This is a genomic window from Ideonella alba, assembly GCF_018069875.1.
GTDB classification, from domain to species: Bacteria; Pseudomonadota; Gammaproteobacteria; order Burkholderiales; family Burkholderiaceae_C; genus Ideonella; species Ideonella alba.
Genome location: NZ_JAGQDF010000002.1, coordinates 495,134 through 516,883, shown reverse-complemented (window position 1 = coordinate 516,883; position 21,750 = coordinate 495,134). Strand labels below are relative to the sequence as shown.

The 21,750-nt window shown below is 70.7% G+C and carries 22 protein-coding genes and 2 tRNA genes; 13 read left to right on the top strand and 11 right to left on the bottom strand.

The genetic code is table 11. The annotated features are described in order from the left end of the window. Positions 1-3 precede the first annotated feature (3 nt). Positions 4-549 (bottom strand): PAS and helix-turn-helix domain-containing protein, encoded by a 546-nt coding sequence (locus KAK07_RS05380; RefSeq protein ID WP_210859365.1) that lies wholly within the window; start codon positions 547-549, stop codon positions 4-6. Between the two features lie 91 nt (positions 550-640). Between KAK07_RS05380 and KAK07_RS05375 the strand changes: the two genes are divergently transcribed. The 3 genes from KAK07_RS05375 (at position 641) to KAK07_RS05365 (ending at position 3,162) form a co-directional block, all read left to right on the top strand. Further along, positions 641-1,339 (top strand): CoA transferase subunit A, encoded by a 699-nt coding sequence (locus KAK07_RS05375; protein ID WP_210855951.1) that lies wholly within the window; start codon positions 641-643, stop codon positions 1,337-1,339. A gap of 13 nt (positions 1,340-1,352) precedes the next feature. Beyond that, the gene (locus KAK07_RS05370) at positions 1,353-1,991 is read left to right on the top strand and encodes a CoA transferase subunit B (RefSeq protein WP_210804344.1); all 639 of its coding nucleotides are present in this window, start codon (positions 1,353-1,355) and stop codon (positions 1,989-1,991) included. Between the two features lie 79 nt (positions 1,992-2,070). Continuing rightward, the gene (locus tag KAK07_RS05365; RefSeq protein ID WP_210859362.1) at positions 2,071-3,162 is read left to right on the top strand and encodes an alpha/beta fold hydrolase; all 1,092 of its coding nucleotides are present in this window, start codon (positions 2,071-2,073) and stop codon (positions 3,160-3,162) included. Here KAK07_RS05365 and KAK07_RS05360 read toward each other — a convergent pair whose 3' ends face one another. Together KAK07_RS05360 and KAK07_RS05355 are read right to left on the bottom strand one after the other, a co-directional pair. Then, positions 3,163-3,594 carry a hypothetical protein gene (locus KAK07_RS05360; protein WP_210859360.1) on the bottom strand — a complete coding sequence of 144 codons (432 nt, stop codon included), beginning with the start codon at positions 3,592-3,594 and terminating at the stop codon, positions 3,163-3,165. Positions 3,595-3,667: 73 nt separating this feature from the next. Continuing rightward, complete coding sequence (locus KAK07_RS05355) at positions 3,668-4,180, bottom strand: hypothetical protein (RefSeq protein ID WP_210859358.1); 513 nt, start codon at positions 4,178-4,180, stop codon at positions 3,668-3,670. Positions 4,181-4,359: 179 nt separating this feature from the next. Between KAK07_RS05355 and KAK07_RS05350 the strand changes: the two genes are divergently transcribed. Next, complete coding sequence (locus KAK07_RS05350; protein WP_210859356.1) at positions 4,360-6,144, top strand: gamma-glutamyltransferase family protein; 1,785 nt, start codon at positions 4,360-4,362, stop codon at positions 6,142-6,144. Here the strand turns inward: KAK07_RS05350 and KAK07_RS05345 are convergent, their stop codons facing one another. From KAK07_RS05345 to KAK07_RS05330, 4 genes are all read right to left on the bottom strand, one after another. Further along, positions 6,145-7,182, bottom strand: a complete 1,038-nt coding sequence (locus KAK07_RS05345) for a quinone-dependent dihydroorotate dehydrogenase (RefSeq protein WP_210859354.1) — start codon at positions 7,180-7,182, stop codon at positions 6,145-6,147. It lies immediately after the preceding gene. 21 nt (positions 7,183-7,203) lie between these two features. Beyond that, positions 7,204-8,352 (bottom strand): outer membrane protein assembly factor BamB family protein, encoded by a 1,149-nt coding sequence (locus KAK07_RS05340; RefSeq protein WP_210859351.1) that lies wholly within the window; start codon positions 8,350-8,352, stop codon positions 7,204-7,206. Between the two features lie 92 nt (positions 8,353-8,444). Then, positions 8,445-8,783, bottom strand: a complete 339-nt coding sequence (locus KAK07_RS05335) for a zinc ribbon domain-containing protein YjdM (RefSeq protein ID WP_210859350.1) — start codon at positions 8,781-8,783, stop codon at positions 8,445-8,447. A 47-nt stretch (positions 8,784-8,830) separates the two neighbouring features. Then, entirely contained in the window at positions 8,831-9,505 is a 675-nt protein-coding gene (locus KAK07_RS05330; RefSeq protein WP_210859348.1) for a carbonic anhydrase family protein, read from the bottom strand. 34 nt (positions 9,506-9,539) lie between these two features. On the opposite strand from KAK07_RS05330, the gene rpiA reads away from it, so the two are divergent. Then, positions 9,540-10,202, top strand: a complete 663-nt coding sequence (gene rpiA, locus KAK07_RS05325; protein WP_210855969.1) for a ribose-5-phosphate isomerase RpiA — start codon at positions 9,540-9,542, stop codon at positions 10,200-10,202. Here the strand turns inward: rpiA and mnmC are convergent. The 4 genes from mnmC to earP form a co-directional block, all read right to left on the bottom strand. Then, positions 10,199-12,172: a bifunctional tRNA (5-methylaminomethyl-2-thiouridine)(34)-methyltransferase MnmC2/FAD-dependent 5-carboxymethylaminomethyl-2-thiouridine(34) oxidoreductase MnmC1 gene (gene mnmC / locus KAK07_RS05320; protein WP_210859346.1), complete on the bottom strand. Its 1,974-nt coding sequence runs from the start codon at positions 12,170-12,172 to the stop codon at positions 10,199-10,201. The two genes, rpiA and mnmC, sit on opposite strands and share 4 nt — an antisense overlap. Then, positions 12,169-13,113 carry a heme-dependent oxidative N-demethylase subunit alpha family protein gene (locus KAK07_RS05315; RefSeq protein WP_247664247.1) on the bottom strand — a complete coding sequence of 315 codons (945 nt, stop codon included), beginning with the start codon at positions 13,111-13,113 and terminating at the stop codon, positions 12,169-12,171. The genes mnmC and KAK07_RS05315 overlap by 4 nt, the downstream gene beginning before the upstream one ends. A 73-nt stretch (positions 13,114-13,186) precedes the next feature. Beyond that, positions 13,187-13,741, bottom strand: a complete 555-nt coding sequence (gene efp, locus KAK07_RS05310) for an elongation factor P (RefSeq protein WP_210804109.1) — start codon at positions 13,739-13,741, stop codon at positions 13,187-13,189. A 166-nt stretch (positions 13,742-13,907) separates the two neighbouring features. After that, the gene (earP, locus tag KAK07_RS05305) at positions 13,908-14,963 is read right to left on the bottom strand and encodes an elongation factor P maturation arginine rhamnosyltransferase EarP (RefSeq protein ID WP_210859342.1); all 1,056 of its coding nucleotides are present in this window, start codon (positions 14,961-14,963) and stop codon (positions 13,908-13,910) included. A 35-nt stretch (positions 14,964-14,998) separates the two neighbouring features. Here earP and uvrC point away from each other — a divergent pair, with 35 nt between their 5' ends. From uvrC to KAK07_RS05265, 8 genes are all read left to right on the top strand, one after another. After that, the gene (gene uvrC / locus KAK07_RS05300) at positions 14,999-16,984 is read left to right on the top strand and encodes an excinuclease ABC subunit UvrC (RefSeq protein WP_210859341.1); all 1,986 of its coding nucleotides are present in this window, start codon (positions 14,999-15,001) and stop codon (positions 16,982-16,984) included. Continuing rightward, positions 16,971-17,483: a hypothetical protein gene (locus tag KAK07_RS05295; protein WP_310740701.1), complete on the top strand. Its 513-nt coding sequence runs from the start codon at positions 16,971-16,973 to the stop codon at positions 17,481-17,483. Before uvrC ends, KAK07_RS05295 begins: the two co-directional genes overlap by 14 nt. Positions 17,484-17,517: 34 nt before the next feature. After that, positions 17,518-18,084: a CDP-diacylglycerol--glycerol-3-phosphate 3-phosphatidyltransferase gene (gene pgsA, locus KAK07_RS05290; RefSeq protein WP_210859339.1), complete on the top strand. Its 567-nt coding sequence runs from the start codon at positions 17,518-17,520 to the stop codon at positions 18,082-18,084. A 2-nt stretch (positions 18,085-18,086) separates the two neighbouring features. Continuing rightward, complete coding sequence (locus KAK07_RS05285; protein ID WP_375141213.1) at positions 18,087-18,968, top strand: DMT family transporter; 882 nt, start codon at positions 18,087-18,089, stop codon at positions 18,966-18,968. 185 nt (positions 18,969-19,153) lie between these two features. Continuing rightward, the gene (locus KAK07_RS05280; RefSeq protein ID WP_210804105.1) at positions 19,154-19,423 is read left to right on the top strand and encodes an HU family DNA-binding protein; all 270 of its coding nucleotides are present in this window, start codon (positions 19,154-19,156) and stop codon (positions 19,421-19,423) included. Between the two features lie 13 nt (positions 19,424-19,436). After that, positions 19,437-19,512: transfer RNA gene (locus KAK07_RS05275), tRNA-Val, on the top strand. A gap of 144 nt (positions 19,513-19,656) precedes the next feature. Continuing rightward, positions 19,657-21,558, top strand: a complete 1,902-nt coding sequence (locus tag KAK07_RS05270; protein WP_210859336.1) for a SurA N-terminal domain-containing protein — start codon at positions 19,657-19,659, stop codon at positions 21,556-21,558. 62 nt (positions 21,559-21,620) lie between these two features. Further along, a tRNA-His gene (locus KAK07_RS05265) sits at positions 21,621-21,696 on the top strand. Positions 21,697-21,750: the final 54 nt, after the last annotated feature.

Sequence of the window (21,750 nt, the reverse complement as noted above, 5' to 3'; positions counted from 1 at the left end):
GCCTCAGCCCGTCAGCAGCCGGTGCACCAGCTCCGGCGTGGTGCCGGCGCCCACCTTGCGCATCAGCCGCGCGCGGTAGACATCCACCGTGCGCGGGCTGATGCCCAGCTTCTTGCCGATCTGCTTGCTGGTCGCGCCGTCGATCAGCAGCGCGGCGATCTCGCGCTCGCGCGGCGTGAAATCCACCTTCAGCACGCGCCGGGCGGAGAGGTCCTCGAAGCTCCAGATGCCCGCGGCGTGCGGGTCGGCGGCTTCCAGTGCGCGGCCGCTGACGTGGCACCAGAACAGTTCGCCATCGACCCGCTTCATCACCCGGTCGTCGGCATAGCGGCCATCGCGGTCCAGGCTGGCGACGATGCGCTCGCCGGTGCGCAGGTACTCCTCGGTGCTGGGGTAGAGCAACTCGAAGGATTGGCCGATCAGTTGCTCGCGCTCGGCGCCGAACATCGCCAGCAGGCGCTGGTTGCAGTCCACCATCTGCCGATGGCGCGAGATCACCAGGCCCACCGGGGCCAGGTCAAAAGCAGTGCGGTAGTCCAGCGCGATCATGGCTCGGCCTTAAGCAATCTGACGTACTGACTACGTAATGTGTTACGTAGTACCCTTCGTTCCCATCCGAACAAGCCCGGAGGCTTCTCTCATGAACAAGGTGTACCCGAGCGCGGCTGCTGCGCTGGACGGCATCGTCCACGACGGCCAGTTGATGGCGGTGGGCGGCTTCGGCCTGTGCGGCATCCCCGAGGCGCTGATCGACGCGCTGCAGGCCAGCGGCAAGAAGGACCTGACGGTCATCTCCAACAACGCCGGTGTCGACGGCTTCGGCCTGGGCAAGCTGCTGGCCACCCGGCAGATCAAGAAGATGATCTCCAGCTACGTGGGCGAGAACAAGGAGTTCGAGCGCCAGTACCTCAGCGGCGAGCTGGAGCTGGAGTTCACGCCCCAGGGCACGCTGGCCGAGAAGCTGCGCGCCGGCGGCGCCGGCATCCCGGCCTTCTTCACCAAGACCGGTGTGGGCACGATCGTCGCCGAGGGCAAGGAACTGCGCGAGTTCGACGGTGAGACCTATGTGATGGAGCGCTCGCTGGTGCCCGAGGTCTCGCTGGTCAAGGCCTTCCGGGCCGACAAGAGCGGCAATCTGCAGTTCCGCCGCACGGCGCGCAACTTCAATCCGAACGTGGCGATGGCTGGCCGCATCACCGTGGTCGAGGTCGAGGAGATCGTCGAGACCGGCGCGATCGACCCGGACCAGGTGCACCTGCCCGGCATCTTCGTGCACCGCATCGTGCTCAACACGACGCCGGAAAAGCGCATCGAGCAACGCACCGTCCGCAAGGCCTGAAGGAGAACACGACATGGCATGGACCCGCGATGAAATGGCCGCCCGCGCCGCCAAGGAACTGGCCGACGGCTTCTACGTGAACCTGGGCATCGGCCTGCCGACCCTGGTGGCCAACCACGTGCCCGAGGGCATGGAGGTCTGGCTGCAGTCCGAGAACGGCCTGCTGGGCATCGGCCCCTTCCCGACCGAGGACCAGGTGGATGCCGACATGATCAATGCCGGCAAGCAGACCGTCACCACGCTGCCGGGCAGCAGCATCTTCAGCAGCGCCGACAGCTTCGGCATGATCCGCGGCGGCAAGATCAACCTGGCCATCCTCGGCGCGATGCAGGTCTCCGAGAAGGGCGATCTGGCCAACTGGATGATCCCGGGCAAGATGGTCAAGGGCATGGGCGGCGCGATGGACCTGGTGGCCGGCGTGAAGAACGTGGTGGTCCTGATGGAGCACGTGGCCACCAAGAAGGACGGCACCACCGACATCAAGATCCTGCCGCACTGCACCCTGCCGCTGACCGGCGTGGGCGTGGTCGACCGCATCATCACCGACCTGTGCGTGCTGGACGTCACCCCGCACGGCCTGAAGATCGTCGAGCTGGCGCCGGGCGTCACGCGCGAGGAAGTGCAGGCCAAGACCGGCGTGCAGGTGCACTGACACCGGGCACGCACCATCGCGGGGCCGTCCCGCGATCAAGGGCTTCCAGCGGGTGGGGTCGGGACGTTAGTCTCTGACCATGCCCCCGCCGGTGCCTTCCCAGCAGCAGATCCGCTTCACCCAGACCGCCGACGGGGTCCGTCTGGCGTTCTCGGTGGCCGGTCTCGGCGAGCCGGTGCTGATCAAGGCCGCCACCTGGCTGTCGCACCTGGAAGCCGACTGGGACAGTCCGGTCTGGCGCGGTCTGCTGCGTGCGCTGGCCGAGCGCACGCGCCTGGTCCGCTATGACGAACGCGGCTGCGGCTGGTCGGACTGGGACGTCGCCTCGCTGGGCTTTGACGACTGGGTGGACGACCTCGAATGCGTCGTTGATGCGGTGGGTGCGCCGGAGCGCTTCGCGCTGCTGGGCATCTCGCAGGGCGCCGCGGTGGCGGTGGCCTATGCGGTGCGCCACCCCGAGCGCGTCTCGCATCTGGTGCTGCATGGCGGCTATGCGCGTGGCCGGCTGGTGCGCGCCGATTCGCCACAGGCGCGTGACGAGGCCGAGATGATGTGCCGCCTGGCTGAGCTGGGCTGGGGCAAGCAGGACCCGTCGTTCCGGCAGTTCTTCACCACCCAGTTCATCCCCGGCGGCACGCCCGAGCAGCACGCCTGGTTCAACGAGATGGAGCGGCTGTCCACCTCGCCAGCCAACGCCGCGCGCTTCATGCGCGTGTTCGCCGGCATCGATGTGCAGGCGCTGCTGCCGCAGGTGCGCTGCCCGACGCTGGTGCTGCACAGCCGCCATGACGTGCGCGTGCCGCTGGAAGAGGGGCGCCTGCTGGCCACCCAGATCCCCGGCGCGCAGTTCGTGGTGATCGAGAGCGGCAACCATCTGCTGCTCGAGACCGAACCCGGCTGGCAGGCCTGGTGGCAGGCGGTGGACGCCTTCCTGCCTGCGCGGCCGGGCCAAGGCAGCGGCGCGGTCGATTTCGGCGGCCTGTCACCGCGCCAGCGCGAGGTGCTGGAGCTGATGGCCCAGGGCCGCGACAACGCGCAGATCGCCGCGGCCCTGGGGCTGTCGGAGAAGACGGTGCGCAACCAGATCACCGCCATCTTCGACAAGATCGGTGCCGACAATCGGGCGCGCGCCATCGTGCGCGCCCGCGATGCCGGCTTCGGCCGCGGCTGATCAGGCGCAGACCACCACCAGGTGGAAGGCGCGCGGCACGCGGGTGCCGGCGTCGTCGGTGGTCTGCACGAAGACCGAATTCGCCGCACCGACGCGGCGGGCGGTCACCGCCTGGCCCGATGCCGGCGTGCCGATGTCCACGCTGCCCAGGCTGGCGACGAAGCTGCACTGGGTCACGTCGACCGGGAAGTCGATCTGGTAGGCGCCGCTGGTGTTGACCGCCGAGGCGCCGATGGCACCGCCGCGCTGCAGCACGCCGGCGTCCGAGACCACCGCGTCCCAGACACGCGGCTTGCCGGGCTTGAACATCGGCTTGACGTCGCTCTGGGCCTGGGCCCGCGAGCTGCCGTTGACATCGGCCGCCTGGGCCAGGACGGCGACGGAGCCCAGCAGCAGGGCAGCGGCGGCGCGGGTGATGAGGGAGGTGTTCATGGTCGTTCCTTTCAGGGTGAGAAGCCGGAGTCCGGCAGGGTGGTTGAAATGGCCCGGGCGGGCCGGTGAGCACTCAGGGAATGAAGCGGCTCAGGTGCACCATGTGCGCCTGCACGTCAGCCGCCGGGTCGGTGCGGCTGAGCTGCAGCACCACATAGGCGGCGTGGGTGAAGAAGTTGATCGAGGCCGGGGTGAAGCCGGCCAGCGTGTTCTGCACGCCGGTGGCATCGGCGCTGACGACGTTGGCCAGCGTCTCGATCGATCCGGTGGTCTTGCTCTTGCGCACCAGCGTGGCGCGCACCGAGCCATTGGCCGTCGCGTCCAGCGCCTGGACCTCCAGCTGGTCCAGCACATTGGTGCCGGTGAACTCGTAGTTGATCGGGCAGATCAGCACCGCGGTGCCGGTCTTGCCGTCCTTGAAGTTGACCGCACCGCTCTTGGTGCTGACGGTGAGCAGCTTGGCGCTGGCCGGTGCGGGCGTGCAGCCGGAGGCCACCATCTGCCAGCCATTGGCGGCCTGGGCGGTGGACGCGCCCGCCAGCGAGGCGGCGAGGGCGACGGCGCAGAGAAGGGGGTGGGTGTTCATCATCGGGCTCCTGGTGGGTGGGCCGGGCCGGTGTGGCGCGGTGATGTCATCGTCAATCCGGGGGACGGCCGCGTCGCGGGTCGGATGTCCCGTTGGTGACACCGCCGACCGGGATCCATGGGGCGACTGTCCCGGGCCTCCCCTGCGGACAAGGGGGGTTGCGGCGTAGCATCGGGCGCATGAATCGGACGTTCTGGCGCCACGGGCGGACCTGGCTGGCCCTGCTGCTGAGTGCCCTGGCCCTGCCGGCCTGCCAGGCCCCGCCCTCCCGCTGGGAGGCGCCGGAAATCGCCACCGCGCCCCAGGTCAAGGCGGGCCGGGCCCTGCAGCGCCAGGGCGTGGCGGCCGCGCACCCGCTGGCGGCCGAGGTCGGCGCGCAGGTCCTGCGCGACGGCGGCAACGCGCTGGACGCGGCGATCGCCACTCAGCTGGTGCTGGCCCTGGTGGAGCCGCAGTCCAGCGGCCTGGGGGGTGGCGCTTTCCTGCTCAGCTGGGACGGCCGGCAACTGCAGGCCTGGGACGGTCGCGAAACGGCACCGGCCGGCGCCACGCCCGCGCTCTTCCTGGACGCCCAGGGCCGGCCGCTGCCAATGGCGCAGGCCATCGCCAGCGGGCGGTCGGTGGGGGTGCCCGGCACGCTGCGCATGCTGGAGGCGGCCCACCGCCGCGGCGGCCACCTGGCCTGGGCGCGCCTGGTGCAACCGGCCATCGAGCTGGCCGAGCAGGGCATTGCGGTGAGCCTGCGGCTGCACCAGTCGATCGCCGCCAGTGCCCAGCTGCGTGCCGACCCGGCGGCCCGCGCCTTCTTCTTCGATGCCCAGGGCCAGCCCTGGCCGGTGGGTCACCGCCTGACCAATCCGGCGCTTGCGGCGGTGCTGCGCCGTGTCGCCCGCGAGGGGGCCGACGTGCTGCACCGCGGTGCGGTGGCCAACGCCATCGCCCAGCGCGTGCAGCGCCACCCGGAGCGCCCCGGCACCTTGAACGAGGCCGACCTGGCGGCCTACCAGCCGCTGCTGCGCGAGCCGATCTGCACCGACTGGCGGGACTGGCGGGTCTGCGGCATGCCGCCACCGTCCAGCGGCCACATCGCGGTGATGCAGCTGCTGGGCCTGCTGGACGCGCTGCCGCCCAGCACCGATCCCACCGAACGCGCCCACCGCTGGATCGAGGCCGCGCGCCTGGCCTATGCCGACCGTGCCCAGTACCTGGCCGACCCGGCCTTTGTCGCGGCCCCTGGCGGCGACTGGCAGCAGCTGCTGGCCCCCGCCTACCTGCGCCAGCGCGCCGCCCTGATCCAGACCCGGGCGATGGGCACCGCCAGCCCCGGTCAGCCCGGGGGCGCGCGGCTGGCGTTCGCGCCGCAGGCGCCGCAGCCCGAGCACGGCACCAGCCACATCAGCGTGGTCGACGCCCAGGGCCGTGCGGTGGCGCTGACCACCACGATCGAGGCGGGCTTTGGCAGCGGCCTGCTGTGCGACGGCGGCACCGGCCTGCCCGGCGGCTTCCTGCTGAACAACGAGCTGACCGACTTTGCCATGCAGCCCACGGGCGCCGACGGCCGGCCGGTGGCCAACCGCGCCGAGGGCGGCAAGCGGCCGCGCTCCAGCATGTCGCCCACGCTGGTCTTCGACCGTCGCGACGGCCGCCTGCTGGCCACGCTGGGCTCACCCGGCGGCGGCGCGATCATCCATTTCGTGGCCGGCACGCTGCAGGGCCTGGCCGAGGGCCTGACGCCGCAGCAGGCGACCGACGCGCCGCACCTGGTGAACTTCAACACGCCGCAGAGCTGGCTGGAGCGCGGCCGCTGGTCAGCCGAGTTGCTGCAGGGCCTGCGGGCCCGCGGCCAGCAGCTGCAGGAGGACGAGATTCCCAGCGGCATCCATGTGCTGCAGCGCGACCCCGCGGGCCACGGCTGGCGGGGCGGTGCCGATCCGCGGCGAGAAGGCGTGGTGGTGGGTGACTGATCAGTGGCGCAGCGCCATCGCCGCTTCGCGCACCAGCGGCGAGCCGCGGTAGATCAGGCCGGTGTAGAGCTGCACCAGGTCGGCCCCGGCGGCGATCTTGCTGCGCGCATCCTCACCGCTGAGCACGCCGCCCACGCCGATGATCGGGAAGCCCGCGCCCAGCTCGGCGCGCAGCAGGCGGATCACCCGGTTGCTGGGCTCCAGCACGGGGGCGCCTGACAGACCGCCGGCTTCGTCGGCATGCGGCAGGCCCTGCACCGCGTCGCGGGCGATCGTGGTGTTGGTGGCGATCACGCCGTCCATGCCGTGCTTCTTCAGTGTGGCGGCGATCACCCGCACCTGGTCTTCGTCGAGGTCGGGGGCGATCTTCAGGAACATCGGCACGCTGCGGCCCAGGCGCGCGGACAGCTGGGCCTTGCGCTCGACCAGCGCGCCCAGCAGGCCGTCCAGCGCCTCGTCGCTTTGCAGTGCGCGCAGGTTCTTGGTGTTGGGGCTGCTGATGTTGACGGTGACGTAGTCGGCGTGCGGGTAGACGCCGTCCAGGCAGCTCAGGTAGTCGGCGGTGGCGTTCTCGATCGGCGTGACGGCGTTCTTGCCGATGTTCAGCCCCAGGATGCCGCCGCTGGCGCGGAAGCTGCGCGCGCGCTGCACGTTGGCCAGGAAGGCGTCCAGGCCCTCGTTGTTGAAGCCCAGGCGATTGATCAGCGCGTTCTTCGCCGGCAGGCGGAACATGCGTGGCTTGGGGTTGCCCGGCTGGGCCTTGGGCGTGACCGTGCCCACCTCGATGAAGCCGAAGCCCATGGCGCCCAGGCCGTCGATCACGCGGCCGTTCTTGTCCAGGCCGGCGGCCATGCCCACGCGGTTGGGAAAGCGCAGGCCGGCCACGGTGACCGGGTCGTCCACGCGGGGCTGCGACCACAGGCACTGCAGCAGCGTGTTCTGGAAGCGCGCCATCTGCTCGAGCGTCAGCTCGTGCGCGGCTTCGGGGTCCATCCCGAACAGGATGGGGCGGGTGAGGGCGTACGGGATCAGGGCCATGGTGGCCGCGATTGTCTCAGGTCACTTCTTCGCGCCGGCCGCCGCCGTGGGCCGCCAGTCGCGGAAGACGTCGATGTCCACGCCGTCGGGGTAGTTGAAGTAGCCCGGCGCGTGGCCCTGGGTGTCGGTCACGCCGTACTGCCAGATGATGGCCTTGGTCTGGCGGTCGATCACCAGCACGCGGTTGCGCAGGTCGTCCACCACCAGGATGTCGCCGGTGTCAGGCAGTTCGCGGGCGATCGAGGGGTGGTCCAGCATCTTCTCGCCGCTGGTCTCGAAATACTCCCAGGTGGCCTTGCCGGTCCTGGGGTCGAAGATGATGATGCGGCCCGGCTTGGCGAAGTCGGCCACGATGACCTGCTGGCCGTCCACCGTGGGGAAGGCGTCGGAGGGGTAGCGCAGCTTGGGCGCGCGCACGCTCCACTTGACCTCGCCGCTGCGCGTGATGCGCGAGATCCAGGCGTCGGTGATTTCGCTGACCAGGATGTCGCCGTTGTCCATCGGCGTGGCGCCGTTGGGCCAGGCCAGCGTGTGCGGCGGGTTGTGCCTACACTGGCCGGGTCGGCCCCACTGGGTGGTGATCTGGTCGGTCTTGGGGTTGACGATCAGCACCCGGCAGTTGCGGATGTCCGCGGTCAGGAACTGGCCGTCGTCCAGCAGGTGCGAGTCGTCCGGGTAGTTCATCAACCGGCCGGTCTTGCCGCGCCGGTCGGGGATGCCCCAGGTCCAGGTGACGGTTCGGCTGTCGTAGTCGACCAGATGGATGTCGAAGTTGTCTTCTTCGCTGACCGCCAGCGTCTTGCCGTCGGCCGAGAAGTTCACGTCCTCGTTGCCGCGGTAGAAGCTCAGGTCGGGCGAGGGCATCTCCCAGACGATGCGCTTGTCGGGCGCGATCTCGATCAGCCGGTTGTTGCGGCGGTCGGCCACGATGATCGGGTAGGGCATCGGCTTGCCCCAGGACGCCACCGGCTGGCGGCGGCTGCCGGTGACCGGCGGGATCGGCGGCAGCTGGACACCGCTGGAGACGATGCCGGCGCCGGTCATCGCGGGCGTGACGGGCACAGCCACGCCCTCATCGGGCTTGGCAGGGAGGGCGGCGCCGGCCGTGGCGGCCAGCAGGATCAGGGCGGCCAGCGAGAGCGGCCGCAGGGCGGGGCAGGCAAAGGGCATGCCGCGACGATGCCCGCGGGTGAGGTCGCGGTGCTTGAGGCGGGTCAACCGCGCCGGCCGCCTTCAGCGGCACGTCAGCTGTCTGGGCCGGCTCAGGCCTTCTTGATGAACTCCGACTTCAGCTGCATCGGGCCGAAGCCGTCAATCTTGCAGTCGATGTCGTGGTCGCCCTCGATCAGGCGGATGTTCTTGACCTTGGTGCCCACCTTGATCACCGACGATGAGCCCTTGATCTTCAGGTCCTTGATCAGCGTGACGCTGTCGCCATCCTGCAGCAGGTTGCCATGGGCGTCCTTCCAGACCTTGGCGGCCGGCTCGGCGGTGGCGTCGGTCGGGTTCCATTCGTGGCCGCAGGAGGGGCAGACCAGCTGGCTGCCGTCCTCATAGGTGTAGTCGGCGGCGCAGGCGGGGCAGGCAGGCAAATTGCTCATAGAAGGGTGTGGGCGGGCGGTCAACCGGCGATTGTCGCTGACCCGCCTCAGGAGGCGAGGACCGCGCGGCCGTTCGATGGCTGCACGGCGCGCGCATTCGGTGCCATCACCGCCCGCAGCGCGGTCAGCTGCGCCGCAGACACCGTGGCCACCGCCTTCAGCACCAGCCATACGACGCCCTCGGTGCAGGGCGCGCTGGTCAGCGAGCCCTCGTAGCGGTAGTAGGCCAGGTCGGTGGGCAGCCAGCGGCCGGGGTCGACGCTGGCGCCGTCCACCCGCTGCTCGGGTTGACCGGCCCGCGGCCAGGGCAGTGGCAGCTGCGCCAGGGCGGGGTGGGGTGCGCCCTCACGGCACAGCAGCACCAGCGTCACCAGCTGCCCCGAGGGGCTCTTGTGCGGGAAATGCAGTCCGAGCGGGAAGCTCTCGCCGCGGATGCGGTCGCCGCCGGGCAAGTGGAAGTGGAACTGCTGCAGCGTGTGCGGCACCGCGCCCACCCACAGCCGGCTGCCCGGGGCGCTGCGCACGCGCAGCGTGTGGCCATCGTGGACCCAGCGCAGCGGCGAGGGCTGCCAGTCGGCGCGCAGCGGCGGCAGCGGGACCTGCGCCGTGGGCACGATGTCGATCGGTGACTGGCGGCGGCCATCGCGGCACAGATCCGCCTGGGCTGTCAGCGGCAGCAGGCCGAGGCTGGCGAGCGCCTGCCGCCGGGTGAGGTGGTGCATCAGGCCAGCGTAACCGACAGCGATAATCGCCGCCATGACGCAAGACGAACTCAAGGCCCTTGTCGGCCAGGCCGCACTGGCCTATGTGGTGCCCGGCTCCATTGTGGGCGTGGGCACCGGCTCCACCGTCAACTGCTTCATCGACGCGCTGGCGACGATGAAGGACCAGATCCGCGGTGCGGTGTCCAGCTCGGTCAAGAGCACCGAGCGCCTGCAGGCGCTGGGCATCCCGGTGTTCGACGCCAACGAGGTCGAGTCCATCCCGGTCTACATCGACGGCGCCGACGAGATCGATCACAGCGGTTGCATGGTCAAGGGCGGCGGCGCGGCGCTGACGCGCGAGAAGATCGTGGCCGACCTGGCCGAGCGCTTCATCTGCATCGCCGACGAATCCAAGCTGGTGCCGGTGATGGGCCGCTTCCCGCTGCCGGTCGAGGTGATTCCGATGGCGGCAGCCCAGGTGGCGCGCCGCTTTGCCGCCACCTATGGCGGCACCGGCACGGTCCGCGAGGGCGTGGTGACCGACAACGGCAACCTGATCCTGGACGTGCGCGGCCTGCAGATCACCGACCCGCTGGCCATGGAGGCCGAGGTCAATCAGTGGCCCGGCGTGGTCACGGTGGGCATCTTCGGCCGCCACAAGGCCAAGGTCTGCCTGCTGGGCACGCCGCAGGGCGTGAAGACGCTGGCGTTCTAAGCCGGCTTGCGGGCGGCGCGGGCGACGAAGCGCGCCGGATCGATCGCATCGAGCAGGCTGGCCGCCAGCGGCACAGGCGCGCCGCAGATCCACGCTGCCAGCACCTCGCCCAGCAGCGGCGCCAGCGTCAGCCCGCGCGAGCCCAGCGCGGTGAGCAGGTACAGGCCCTCGACGCGTGGCACCTGGCGCGGCTGCTCCTGGCGCCGCGCACCGGCACGCGCGGGCGCATCGGCCGGCACCGGACCCACCAGGGGCAGCCGATCGTCGGCGGCCAGGCGCCAGCCCACCTTGCCCTCCAGCGCCGGGTGCTCGGCCAGCAGCGGGTCCACCGGCTGGCCGGTGAGCTCGGCCATGCGGGCCAGGTTGCGCCGGTGGTCGTCCGTGCGCACGGCAGCGTCCGTGTCGCCGCGTTGCGAGGTGGCCCCGCACAGCAGGCCGCCGCCCAGTGCATCGGGCAGCGTGATCAGGTAGCCGCCGCTGGCCAGCGGCAGTGCGGGCTTCGGAAGGTCCGAGGCCAGCGACGGCGGCACGATGCTCACCTGGCCGCGCTGCTGGCCGAGGGGCCAGTCCGCGGCCTCCGGGTGCCACGGCACCAGCAACGCCAGGCCGTCCAGGGCGCCGGCCACCACCGCCACGTCGGCCACGGCCAGGACGCGGCCCTGCGCATCACTCGCCTGCCAGAGGCCGCCCTCGCGGACCAGCCGCGCGACATCGCTGTCGGGACGCAGCGTGATGCCCGGCGCGTCCAGCAGGCGGCGCACCAGGGCCGGCGGGCTGACCCAGCCGCCGCCGGGGTAGAACCACTGTGGCCGCGGCAGCGCCAGGCCGGCCCGGCGCGAGGCCTCGTTGGCCGGCAGCGCCTGCACATAGCCGGCCGGCAGGCCCTGCTGATCGGCCAGCGCCTGCAGGACCTCGGCGGGATCGTCACCGCCGCCGCGCAGCAGACCCTCCACGGCGCCCGGCAAGGCCTGGGTGCCAAGCTGCCCCGCCAGTCGCTGCGCCGTGCGCAGCGCCGCCGCGCGCAGCAGCTGCGCATGCGCGCCGTCGTGCGGATGCAGCACGCCGTGGAACAGGCCGGCGCGGTTGGACGAGGTCTCCTGCGCCGGTGCGCTGCGGCGTTCCAGCACCGTCACGCTCAGCCCTTCGCGGGCCAGGGCGTCGGCCGCCGCCGCGCCGGCCACGCCGGCACCGATCACCAGCGCGCTGCGGGCTGTGGGCGCGCTGCGGCGGCCCGGGGGGGGCAGGGCACGTCGCTGAGCACCGATGAAGCGCGCCACGCTGATCTCGCGCTTGCCGCCCAGGCCGTGTTGGCGCTCGACGCTGAAGCCGGCCGATGCCAGGCCCTCGCGCACATCGCGCGCCACGCTCCAGGTGGCGGCGGTGGCGTCTGGCGAGGCCAGGCGGGAGAGCGCCGGGTACAGGCGCGCGTCCCACATCGCCGCGTTCTTCGCAGGTGCAAAGCCGTCCAGGTAGAAGGCATCGACCTCGGCCACCAGCTCCGGCAGCCAGTCGGCGATGTCGCCGAAGGCCAGCAGCAGGCGCACGCGGCCGTCGTCGAAGTCCAGGGTGTGCAGGTCGGGGGTCAGGGGCGGCCAGGCGGCCTGCAGCTGACGCGCCAGATCGGCAGCCTCGCTGCCAGCGTGGGCGCGCACCAGGTCGTCCACGCGCAGCGGGTGTTTCTCGATCGAGACGAAGACCAGGCGCTGGCTGCGCTGCGGATCGTTGCGCCAGGCCTGCCAGGTGGCCAGGAAGTTGTTGCCCAGGCCGAAGCCGGTCTCCAGCACCACGAAGCGCTGGCGACCCCGCCAGCGCATTGGCAGGCCGTTGCCGGCCAGAAAGACATGGCGCGCCTGGGTGAAGGCCCCGGCGCGCGGGTGAAAGACATCGCCGAAGGCCGGCGCATAGGGCAGGCCCTCGAAGCCGGGCTGGTCCAGCCGCAGCGCGCCCGGGACGATGGGCGCGGTCTTCATGCCGCGGCGCGGGCCGCCAGCCAGCGCAGCAGCGGCCCCTGCACGCCGTCCAGCGCGCGGTAGGCCAGCACCGCAGGGCTCATGCTGGCCAGCGTGTCGTGCAGCGCCTGGGCGCGCTCGGGCGTGTCGACCGCCTCGGCCAGCGGGCGCACCTGCACGCCGATCGTGAAGATCGCCTGCTGCAGCGCGGGCAGCGGCAGGAAGCACTGGTGCTCGGTGCGGAACCAGGCGTCGCCGGGGCGGCCAGGGTCCAGGTCGCGTGGCCAGGCGTGGGGCGCGCGGTCGGGGTGGCCATGCAGCCACGGCGAATCGGTGATCGTCCAGACGAAGCGCTCCCAGGCATCCGGACCGCAGACCAGTTTCATCAGGTGGGCGCCAGCCTGGCGCACCCTGTCGGCATCGGCCACCGGGGCGTGGGCTTCGGCGAAGCGCCGGCCGATCTTGTCGCGCGGCGCCCAGTGCGAGGGCAGGCACACCGCCAGCCAGGCCAGGCTGCCGTCGCGGCCGTCGACCAGGGCCAGGTCCTCGGCGAAGGCCAGCGCCAGCAGCGCGCTGCGGCGCAGCGGGGCGGGCAGCGCCGCCAGCGCGCGGGCGGGCTCGGCCCAGGCGCCGGGATCGGCCTGCAGCGTGCCGTCGGGCGCGACCGTGCAGCCCAGCACCGGGGCGTGCCAGCGACCATCGGGCTGGACCTGCCAGGCGGTCGGGTGGGCCTGCGCGGCATGGGCGGCCAGGGCATCCAGCGCCGGTGTGGGGTCGGCACCCGGGGAGGTCAGCAGCGCCTCGGTCGGCCAGCGCTGCAACACCGCCACCTTTTCACGCAGGTGGCGCGAGCCGGCGGCGACCGGGGTCAGCTGGGGGGTGTCGGCCGCCAGCCGCCGCAGCCCGGGCTGCATGCGGAACGGGGCCGTCACCGTGTGTTCGAAATCGAAGGACAGGGCCATGGTGGACAAGAAAAAGGGCACCTGAGAAGGTGCCCATGATGCCTGCCCGGACCGCGCCGGGCGCTGCGCCGCGTCAGGCGCGCTTGCGGTATTCGTGGGTGCGGGTGTCGATTTCGATCTTGTCGCCGTTTTCCACGAACAGCGGCACGGCGATCTCGAAGCCGGTGCCGACGATGCGGGCGGGCTTCATGACCTTGCCCGAGGTGTCGCCCTTGACGGCCGGCTCGGTCTCGATCTCGCGCACGACGGTGGTGGGCATTTCGACCGAGATGGCCTTGCCGTCATAGAACACGACCTGCACCGGCATGTTGTCTTCCAGGTAGCTGACCGCGTCGCCCATGTTCTCGGCCTCGACCTCGAACTGGTTGTACTCGGCGTCCATGAAGACGTACATCGGGTCGGCGAAGTAGGTGTAGGTGCAGTCCTTGGTGTCCAGGACGATCTGCTCCATCTTGTCGTCGGCCTTGAAGACCACTTCGGCGCCGGCGCCGTTGAGCAGGTTCTTCATCTTCATGCGCACGGTGGCGGCGCCGCGGCCGCCGCGGCTGTATTCGGTGCGCAGCACGACCATCGGGTCCTTGCCCTGCATGATCACGTTGCCGGCGCGGATTTCCTGAGCGAGTTTCATGGTGCTGTTCCAGCTGGGGGCCCGGGGCGTTGTTCAGCGTGCCGTCGCGGGGTATCCGCGGGGTGACCGGGGCCTGATTGAAATGAGTGGGTCGCGAAAAACCGGGCTTGCGCCCCAGGCTGTCCGGTGCAGGCCCAGCCAGCCGTTTTTCGCAAAGCCTTGAATTTTAACGCCTTTCGGTGACAAAGGCGAGGAGCTGCGTTGTCAGGTCGACCTGGGTCAAGAGCCGGTCGCGCCAGCGCCGGGTCAGCGCCTGCCAATCCGCCAGCGGCGGCAGCGGGTCCAGCCCGTCGGCGGCAAAGCCATTCCAGGCCCGGAAGGCCTGGGCCACCGCGCCGGCCACTGCCGGTGGCTGATCCTGCCGCAGGCGCTGCAGAAAGGCCTCCAGCTTGGCCTGGTGCACGCCGTCGTCCTGCACGTAGATCTGCCACAGGAAGGGGCGCGCGGCCCACTGGGCGCGCACGAAGCTGTCCTCGCCGCGCACCAGGTTCAGGTCGCACACGGCCAGCAACTGGTCGTAGGCGGCCTGCGGCAGCCAGGGCAGGGCGAGGCTGCGCAGGCCCGGCGGCAGCGCGCGGCCCTGCAGCGCGGCGGTGGCTGCGCCCGGGGTGGTGAGCAGCAGCGTCGGGGTGCCGGCCAGGGCCGCCAGCAGCCGGTCCACCGGCGCGCCGGGGTAGCAGAACAGGCTGACCAGTCGCTCGTCGGGTCGTGCCTGCACGCCCCAGGCGGCCAGCCAGGCATCGCGCGCGCAGGCGTCCAGCGCCTCGATGCGGCCGGGCTCGCGCAGCAGGCCGCCGGTGGCGGGCGTGAAGCCGGGGTAGAAGAACCACTTGTCCAGACCGGCGCCCGGGCCGCTCATCACCGGCGAGCGCAGGCCGTGGCTGCGCTCCACATAGGGCTCGGCGCTGAGGTACTCCAGGTTCAGCCACACCGGCGGGCGCTGCTCGGCGCGCATCGCGGCGACGAAGGCCGGAGGTGGGTCGCAGCCGAAAGCCTCGACCACCACCTCGCCCGGCGTGGGCAAGGCGTCCTCCTGCCAGCGCAGCACCTGCACGCCCGGGTGGCCCTGCGGCGCCATCCAGGCCAGCGCGGCGGCATCGTCCACCCACAGCCGCACCCGCTGGCCCCGTTCGGCCAGGTCCACGGCCAGACGCCAGCACACGCCGAGGTCGCCGTGGTTGTCGATCACGCGGCAGAACAGGTCCCAGAGCGGCGCAGCCATGGTGGGCATTATCGAAGGGCACAATGCGCGCCTGCATGGAAGTCCCCGAGCCGTCCCCCGTTCCTGCCCCGGCCAGCGAGGCCGCCGAGGCCCGCGCCCAGCAGGCGCTGGTCGAGGCGGCGGCGGCCGCCCGCGAGCGCCTGCTGGCCGAGGTGGCCGCGCTGCCCGGCCTGCCCGGCGTCTACCGCTACTTCGATGCGCGCGACAACGTGCTCTACGTGGGCAAGGCGCGCGACCTGAAGAAGCGCGTCTCCAGCTACTTCCAGAAGGACCACGGCGGCACCCGCATCGGCCTGATGGTGGCGCGCATCGCCCGCCTGGAGACCACGGTGGTGCGCACCGAGGCCGAGGCGCTGCTGCTGGAGAACAACCTGATCAAGGCGTTGAACCCCAAGTTCAACATCCTGTTCCGCGACGACAAGAGCTACCCCTACGTCAAGATCACCGGCGGCGGCTTCCCGCGGGTGGCCTACTACCGCGGCGCGGTGGACCGCAAGCACCGCTACTTCGGGCCCTACCCGGGCGCCGGTGCGGTGCGCGAGGCGATCCAGCTGATCCAGAAGGTCTTCCGCCTGCGCACCTGCGAGGACACGGTCTTCGCCAACCGCTCGCGGCCCTGCCTGCTCTACCAGATCCGCCGCTGCTCGGGCCCCTGCGTGGGCCTGGTCTCGGCCGAGGACTACGCCCGCGACGTGCGCGACACCGAGCGCTTCCTGCTCGGCGACGAGCAGCAGGTGGTGGCCGACCTGCAGGCGCAGATGATGGCGTTTGCCGACGCGCTGGAGTACGAGAAGGCCGCCGAGGTCCGCAACCGCCTGAGCGCACTGGCCAAGGTGCAGCACCAGCAGGCGGTGGACGAGAGCAGCCTGTCCTCGGCCGGTCGCGAGGTGGACGTGCTGGCGGTGAAGGTGGCCGGCGGGCGCGCCTGCGTCAACCTGGCGATGGTGCGTGGCGGGCGGCACCTGGGCGACCGCGCCTTCTTCCCCGCCCATGTGGAGGACGCCACCGCGCTGGCTGGCGGCGACGAGGACACGCGCAGCCCCGAGCAGCAGGTGCTGGACGCCTTCATCGCCCAGCACTACCTGCAGGGCACGCCGCCGCCGCTGCTGGTCACCAGCCACGCGGTGGACAAGGGCCTGCTGGCCACGCTGGCCGAGTCCACCGGCGTGAAGATCAGCGCCCAGCACCAGCCCCGCGAGCAGCGCCGCATCTGGCTGGAGATGGCCCAGACCGGCGCTGACCTGGCGCTGGCGCGGCTGCTGGCCGAGGAAGGCTCGCAGCGCGAGCGCACCCGTGCGTTGATCGACGCGCTGGACCTGGCGATCGACGACCCGGATACGTTCCGTGTCGAATGTTTCGACATCAGCCACACGGCCGGCGAGGCGACCCAGGCATCCTGCGTGGTGTTCCAGGACCACAAGATGCAGAACGGCGAGTACCGGCGCTTCAACATCGACGGCATCACCCCGGGTGACGACTACGCGGCCATGCGCCAGGTGCTGACACGCCGCTACGCCAAGCTGGCCGAGCAGGTGGCGGCCGAAGGCGTGCCGCCCCCCACCGCCAAGGTCCGGCTGCCCGACATCGTGCTGGTGGATGGCGGCAAGGGCCAGGTGAGCATGGCGCGCGAGGTGTTCAGCGAGCTGGGTCTGGACCTGGGCCTGATCGTCGGTGTCGAGAAAGGCGAGGGCCGCAAGGTCGGCCTGGAAGAGTTGGTGTTTGCCGACGGCCGCGAGAAGTTGTCACTGCCGCCGGACTCGGCGGCACTGATGCTGGTGGCGCAGATCCGCGACGAGGCGCATCGTTTCGCGATCACCGGCATGCGCAGCAAGCGCGCCAGCGTGCGCACCGGCGGCAGCCGGCTGGAAGACATTGCCGGCGTGGGCCCCAAGAAACGCGCGAAACTGCTGCAGCGCTTCGGGGGCGTGCGCGGCGTGGCCGCCGCCAGCGTCGAGGACCTGCAAGGTGTCGAAGGCATATCAAGAGACTTGGCATTGGAGATCTACCGTGCGCTTCACTGAACCCCACCCGATCGGCTACGCCTTCTGGTCGTCCTGGCGCGGCTGGGCGCTGCTGGCGGCCGTGGGCGGCTCGGCCTGGCTGTCGGGCTGCAAGACCCCGATGCCGGCGCCCGCCCCCGCCCCGGCCCCCAGCACCCGTCCGGCGCCCGCTCCGGCGCCCAGCACGCCCGCCGCCCGCACCCCGGCCGAATTCCGGCTGCAGGCGGCGCGCCGGCTGGTCGAGGCCAACGCGTCGATGACCTACCTGGAGGACGCGCCCGAGCCGCTGCTGGCCATCCCGGTGCTGGAGGCCGAGCTGGATGCCGACGGCCGCATCCTGAAGATCAATGTGCTGCGCTACCCGTCGCAGGCCAAGGACACCACGCAGCTGGCGATCGAGGCCATGAAGCGCGGCGCGCCCTATGGCGACATGCGCAGACTGCCCAAGCCCTGGCGCTACACCGAGGCCTTCCTGTTCGACGACAACCGGCGCTTCAAGCCGCGCACCCTGGACGAATGAGCCATACCGCCGCGCGCACAGGCAGAATCGCGGCATGTTCCTGACGATTCCCACGCTGCTCACCTGGGCGCGCATCGTGGCCATCCCGCTGATCATCGGGGTGTTCTACCTGCCACTGGCCGAGCCGACGCGCAACCTGATCGCGACCGTGATGTTCGTGGTCTTCGCGCTGACCGACTGGCTCGATGGCTGGCTGGCCCGCAAGCTGGACCAGAGCTCGGCCTTCGGCGCCTTCCTGGACCCGGTGGCCGACAAGTTTCTCGTCTGCGCCTCGCTGCTGGTGCTGGTGCATCTGCAGCGGGTGGACGTGCTGATCGCGCTGATCATCATCGGCCGCGAGATCGCCATCTCCTCGCTGCGCGAGTGGATGGCGCAGATCGGCGCGTCGCGCAGCGTGGCGGTGCACATGCTGGGCAAGCTCAAGACCACGGTGCAGATGGTGGCCATCCCCTTCCTGCTGTATGACTCGCCGCTGTTCGGCCTGGTCGACACGCGCCTGTGGGGCCGCCTGCTGATCATCGCCGCGGCCGTGCTGACCATCTGGTCGATGGTCTACTACCTGCGCAAGGCGCTGCCCGAGATCCGGGCCAAGGCGCGCTGACGGTGACCGTGTCCGCCGCCCAGGCGCGCTGGCTGCGCGCCATGCCTGCCGTGTTCGTGCTGATCTGGAGCACCGGCTTCGTGGTGGCGCGCTTCGGCATGCCGCATGCGCCCCCGTTCTCCTTCCTGTCGTGGCGCTACGCGCTGTCCTGCGGGGCCTTCGTGCTGTGGGTGCGCTGGGCCGGTGCGGCCTGGCCGCAGGGGCGGCAGCAATGGCTGCACCTGGCCGTCACCGGCGTGCTGATGCATGGCGGCTACCTGGGTGGCGTGTGGTCGGCGGTCAAGCTGGGGCTGGGCGCCGGCACGGCCTCGCTGATCGTGGGCCTGCAGCCGGTGCTGACCGCGCTGTGGGTGTCGGCCACCGGCAGTGAGCACCGGGTGTCGGCGCGGCAGTGGCTGGGCTTGCTGATGGGGCTGGGCGGGCTGGCACTGGTGGTGTGGCACCGCCTGGGGATGGGCGAGGCCAGCGGGCCTTCGCTGACCTGGGCCGTGCTGGCGCTGCTGAGCATCACCGCGGGCACGCTGTACCAGAAGCGCCATGTGCAGCCCTGCGATGTGCGCACCGCCAACCTGATCCAGCTGGCGGCGGCGCTGGCCGTGTCGTTGCCGCTGGCGCTGCTCGAGCCGCAGGCCATGGACTGGACCGGCGAGCTCGTCGGCGCGATGGCCTGGTCGGTGCTGGCGCTCACGCTGGGCGGCAGCTCGCTGCTGTACCTGCTGATCCAGCGTGGTGCCGCCACCCAGGTGGCCAGCCTGATGTACCTGGTGCCACCCTGCACGGCCGTGCTGGCCTGGGCGCTGTTCGGCGAGGCCCTGGGGCTGCGGGTGCTGGCCGGCATCGGCCTGACGGTGGCCGGCGTGGCCCTGGTGACACGCTCGCGCTGAGCAGCTGATCACGCGGCGTTGCGGCGGCGCGTCCGGCCCCCCAACGATTAACAACTAGAATGATTTTTCAAGCTTGACACTGCTCAGCGCCACGGCTGTAATCGTTTTTCCGCCGTCAGAAGCGGCGCCGAAATCCACCCACGCTCACTGACCTTACTACTGTCCTTACAAGAGGGGGCTTCTTCGTGAACAAGTCTGAACTGATCGACCACATCGCCACCAAGGCCGACATCTCCAAGGCCGCTGCCGGCCGCGCGCTGGACGCGCTCATCGGCGGCGTCAAGACGACGCTGAAGAAGGGTGGCACCGTGTCGATCGTCGGTTTTGGCACCTTCGCCGTGACCAAGCGCGCCGCCCGCACCGGCCGCAACCCGCGCACCGGCGCCGCCATCAAGATCAAGGCCGCCAAGGTGCCGAAGTTCCGTCCGGGCAAGGCCCTGAAGGACGCGCTCTGATCGGCTGAATGCCGGGTGCTTAGCTCAGTTGGTAGAGCGGCGCCCTTACAAGGCGTAGGTCGGCGGTTCGAGCCCGTCAGCACCCACCACCACCGGGACCTCCGGCGACCTGGCTAGACACTTGGCTAGAATCGCGCGCGACTCGCGCTGGACCCGATCACAAGGCGAACTCCGGTTCGCCTTTGTCGTTTCAAGCGCCGCGCGCCGCGCGCTCTCCTCTTGCAAGGTCATTCATGTTCGATTTCGTCCGCACGCACACCCGACTGCTGCAGTTCCTGCTGGTGCTGCTGATCTTCCCGTCGTTCATCTTCTTCGGTGTCCAGGGCTACTCCAGCTTTGTCGACGGCAGCAACAAGACCGTGGCCGAGGTCAATGGCGCGGCAATCAAGTCGGGCGAATTCGACGCTGCCCACAAGCAGCAGATCGAGCGCATGACCCAGCAGATGCCGGGCGTCGACGTGAAGCTGCTCGACACGCCCGAGATGCGCAAGCGCTCGCTGGAGGGGCTGGTGCAGCAGCGCGTGCTGACGGTGGCCTCCATCAAGGACCGGCTGCTGATCTCCGACGAGCGCCTCAAGCGCCTGTTCGCCAGCGACCCGCAGTACGCCCCGCTGCGCCGCCCCGACGGCAGCGTCAATGCCGAGATGCTGGCGGCGCAGGGCATGAGCTCCGAGGTCTTCGCCGAGCGGCTGCGCCAGGACTACATGCTGCGCCAGGTGCTGGGCGGCGTGGGTGACAGCAGCTTCGCGTCCACCGCGGTCAGCCAGGCGGGCGTGGCCGCCCTGCTGGAGCGGCGCGAGATTGCGGTGCAGAAGCTGGACGCCAAGGACTACCTGTCCAAGGTCCAGCCCACCGACGCCGAGGTCGAGGCCTACTACAAGGCCCACCCGGCCTTCTACAAGACGCCCGAGAGCGCGCAGATCGAGTACGTGGTGCTGGACCTGGACATGCTGAAGAAGCAGCTCAGCCTCAGCGACGACGACCTCAAAAAGTACTACGAGGAGAACGCCAGCCGCTACACCGCGGCCGAGGAGCGCCGCGCCAGCCACATCCTGGTCAACGCTCCCAAGGACGCCCCGGCGGCCGACCGCGAGAAGGCCAAGGCCAAGGCGCAGGCGCTGCTGGAGCAGGCGCGCAAGAACCCGGGCGGCTTCGCCGAGCTGGCGAAGAAGAACTCGGACGACCCGGGCTCGGCCGCCCAGGGCGGCGACCTGGAGTTCTTCGGGAAGGGCGCGATGACCAAGCCCTTCGAGGACGCGGTGTTCTCGATGAAGGACGGCGAGATCGTCGGCCCGGTGGAAACCGAATTCGGCTACCACATCATCAAGCTGACCGGCGTGCGCGGCGGCACCAAGAAGCCGTTCGAGGCGGTGCGCGCCGAGATCGTCGACGAGGTTGGCCGCCAGATGGCGCAGAAGAAGTTTGCCGAGGCGGCCGAGCAGTTCGGCAACCTGGTCTACGAACAGTCCGACAGCCTGCAGCCGGCCGTCGACAAGCTGCGGCTGACGCTGTCGACCGGCGTGGTGGGCCGCGAGGCGGCGCCGGGGGCCAGCGGTCCGCTGGCCTCGCCCAAGCTGCTGGCGGCGATCTTCGGCAACGAGGTGCTGAACAACAAGCGCAACACCGAGGCGATCGAGACCGGCCCGAACCAACTGGTCTCCGCCCGCATCGTCAAGCACCAACCCGAGGTGCTGCTGCCGCTGGATGCGGTCAAGGACCGGGTGCTGCAGCGCGTGCGCAGCGAGCAGGCCGCGGCCGCGGCCCGCAAGGATGGCCAGGCCCGCGTCGAGGCCCTGAAGGCCAAGGCGGGCGAGCCGCAGGGCGCGGCGGTGGCGGTGTCGCGCACCCAGCCGGCGGGTCAACCGCGGCAGGTGGTCGAGGCCGCGCTGCGCGCGGATCTGAGCAAGGGCGCCACCGTGGTGGGCGTCGACCTGGGCGAGCAGGGCTTTGCCGTGGTGCAGGTGCTCAAGGTGGTGGACCGTGGCGCCAATGACCCCGATGTCCCCCGTGCCCAGCCCTACGTGGCCCAGGCCCTGGCCGAGGCCGAGACCCTGGCCTACTACGAGGCCCTGAAGCGCCGCTTCAAGACCCGCATCGTGGAGACGCCGTCCGCGGCCGCCTCGGCGGCCAAATGAGTTGAGCGAGGCCACGCAGCCAGGGCCCTGATTTCAGGGCTATAATGCGTGGCTCTGCAGTGGTGGCTGTAGCTCAGTTGGTAGAGTCCCAGATTGTGATTCTGGTCGTCGTGGGTTCGAGTCCCATCAGCCACCCCACCGAACACCGTTAGCGCACGCAAGGCCTTGATTCCCAACGGAATCAAGGCCTTG

What these genes read in the sequence shown, in the direction of transcription:
- KAK07_RS05380 (WP_210859365.1), bottom strand. Translation starts at nt 549, where the DNA reads ATGATCGCGCTGGACTACCGCACTGCTTTTGACCTGGCCCCGGTGGGC.
- KAK07_RS05375 (WP_210855951.1), top strand. Translation starts at nt 641, where the DNA reads ATGAACAAGGTGTACCCGAGCGCGGCTGCTGCGCTGGACGGCATCGTC.
- KAK07_RS05370 (WP_210804344.1), top strand. Translation starts at nt 1,353, where the DNA reads ATGGCATGGACCCGCGATGAAATGGCCGCCCGCGCCGCCAAGGAACTG.
- KAK07_RS05365 (WP_210859362.1), top strand. Translation starts at nt 2,071, where the DNA reads ATGCCCCCGCCGGTGCCTTCCCAGCAGCAGATCCGCTTCACCCAGACC.
- KAK07_RS05360 (WP_210859360.1), bottom strand. Translation starts at nt 3,594, where the DNA reads ATGAACACCTCCCTCATCACCCGCGCCGCCGCTGCCCTGCTGCTGGGC.
- KAK07_RS05355 (WP_210859358.1), bottom strand. Translation starts at nt 4,180, where the DNA reads ATGAACACCCACCCCCTTCTCTGCGCCGTCGCCCTCGCCGCCTCGCTG.
- KAK07_RS05350 (WP_210859356.1), top strand. Translation starts at nt 4,360, where the DNA reads ATGAATCGGACGTTCTGGCGCCACGGGCGGACCTGGCTGGCCCTGCTG.
- KAK07_RS05345 (WP_210859354.1), bottom strand. Translation starts at nt 7,182, where the DNA reads ATGGCCCTGATCCCGTACGCCCTCACCCGCCCCATCCTGTTCGGGATG.
- KAK07_RS05340 (WP_210859351.1), bottom strand. Translation starts at nt 8,352, where the DNA reads ATGCCCTTTGCCTGCCCCGCCCTGCGGCCGCTCTCGCTGGCCGCCCTG.
- KAK07_RS05335 (WP_210859350.1), bottom strand. Translation starts at nt 8,783, where the DNA reads ATGAGCAATTTGCCTGCCTGCCCCGCCTGCGCCGCCGACTACACCTAT.
- KAK07_RS05330 (WP_210859348.1), bottom strand. Translation starts at nt 9,505, where the DNA reads ATGCACCACCTCACCCGGCGGCAGGCGCTCGCCAGCCTCGGCCTGCTG.
- rpiA (WP_210855969.1), top strand. Translation starts at nt 9,540, where the DNA reads ATGACGCAAGACGAACTCAAGGCCCTTGTCGGCCAGGCCGCACTGGCC.
- mnmC (WP_210859346.1), bottom strand. Translation starts at nt 12,172, where the DNA reads ATGAAGACCGCGCCCATCGTCCCGGGCGCGCTGCGGCTGGACCAGCCC.
- KAK07_RS05315 (WP_247664247.1), bottom strand. Translation starts at nt 13,113, where the DNA reads ATGGCCCTGTCCTTCGATTTCGAACACACGGTGACGGCCCCGTTCCGC.
- efp (WP_210804109.1), bottom strand. Translation starts at nt 13,741, where the DNA reads ATGAAACTCGCTCAGGAAATCCGCGCCGGCAACGTGATCATGCAGGGC.
- earP (WP_210859342.1), bottom strand. Translation starts at nt 14,963, where the DNA reads ATGGCTGCGCCGCTCTGGGACCTGTTCTGCCGCGTGATCGACAACCAC.
- uvrC (WP_210859341.1), top strand. Translation starts at nt 14,999, where the DNA reads ATGGAAGTCCCCGAGCCGTCCCCCGTTCCTGCCCCGGCCAGCGAGGCC.
- pgsA (WP_210859339.1), top strand. Translation starts at nt 17,518, where the DNA reads ATGTTCCTGACGATTCCCACGCTGCTCACCTGGGCGCGCATCGTGGCC.
- KAK07_RS05270 (WP_210859336.1), top strand. Translation starts at nt 19,657, where the DNA reads ATGTTCGATTTCGTCCGCACGCACACCCGACTGCTGCAGTTCCTGCTG.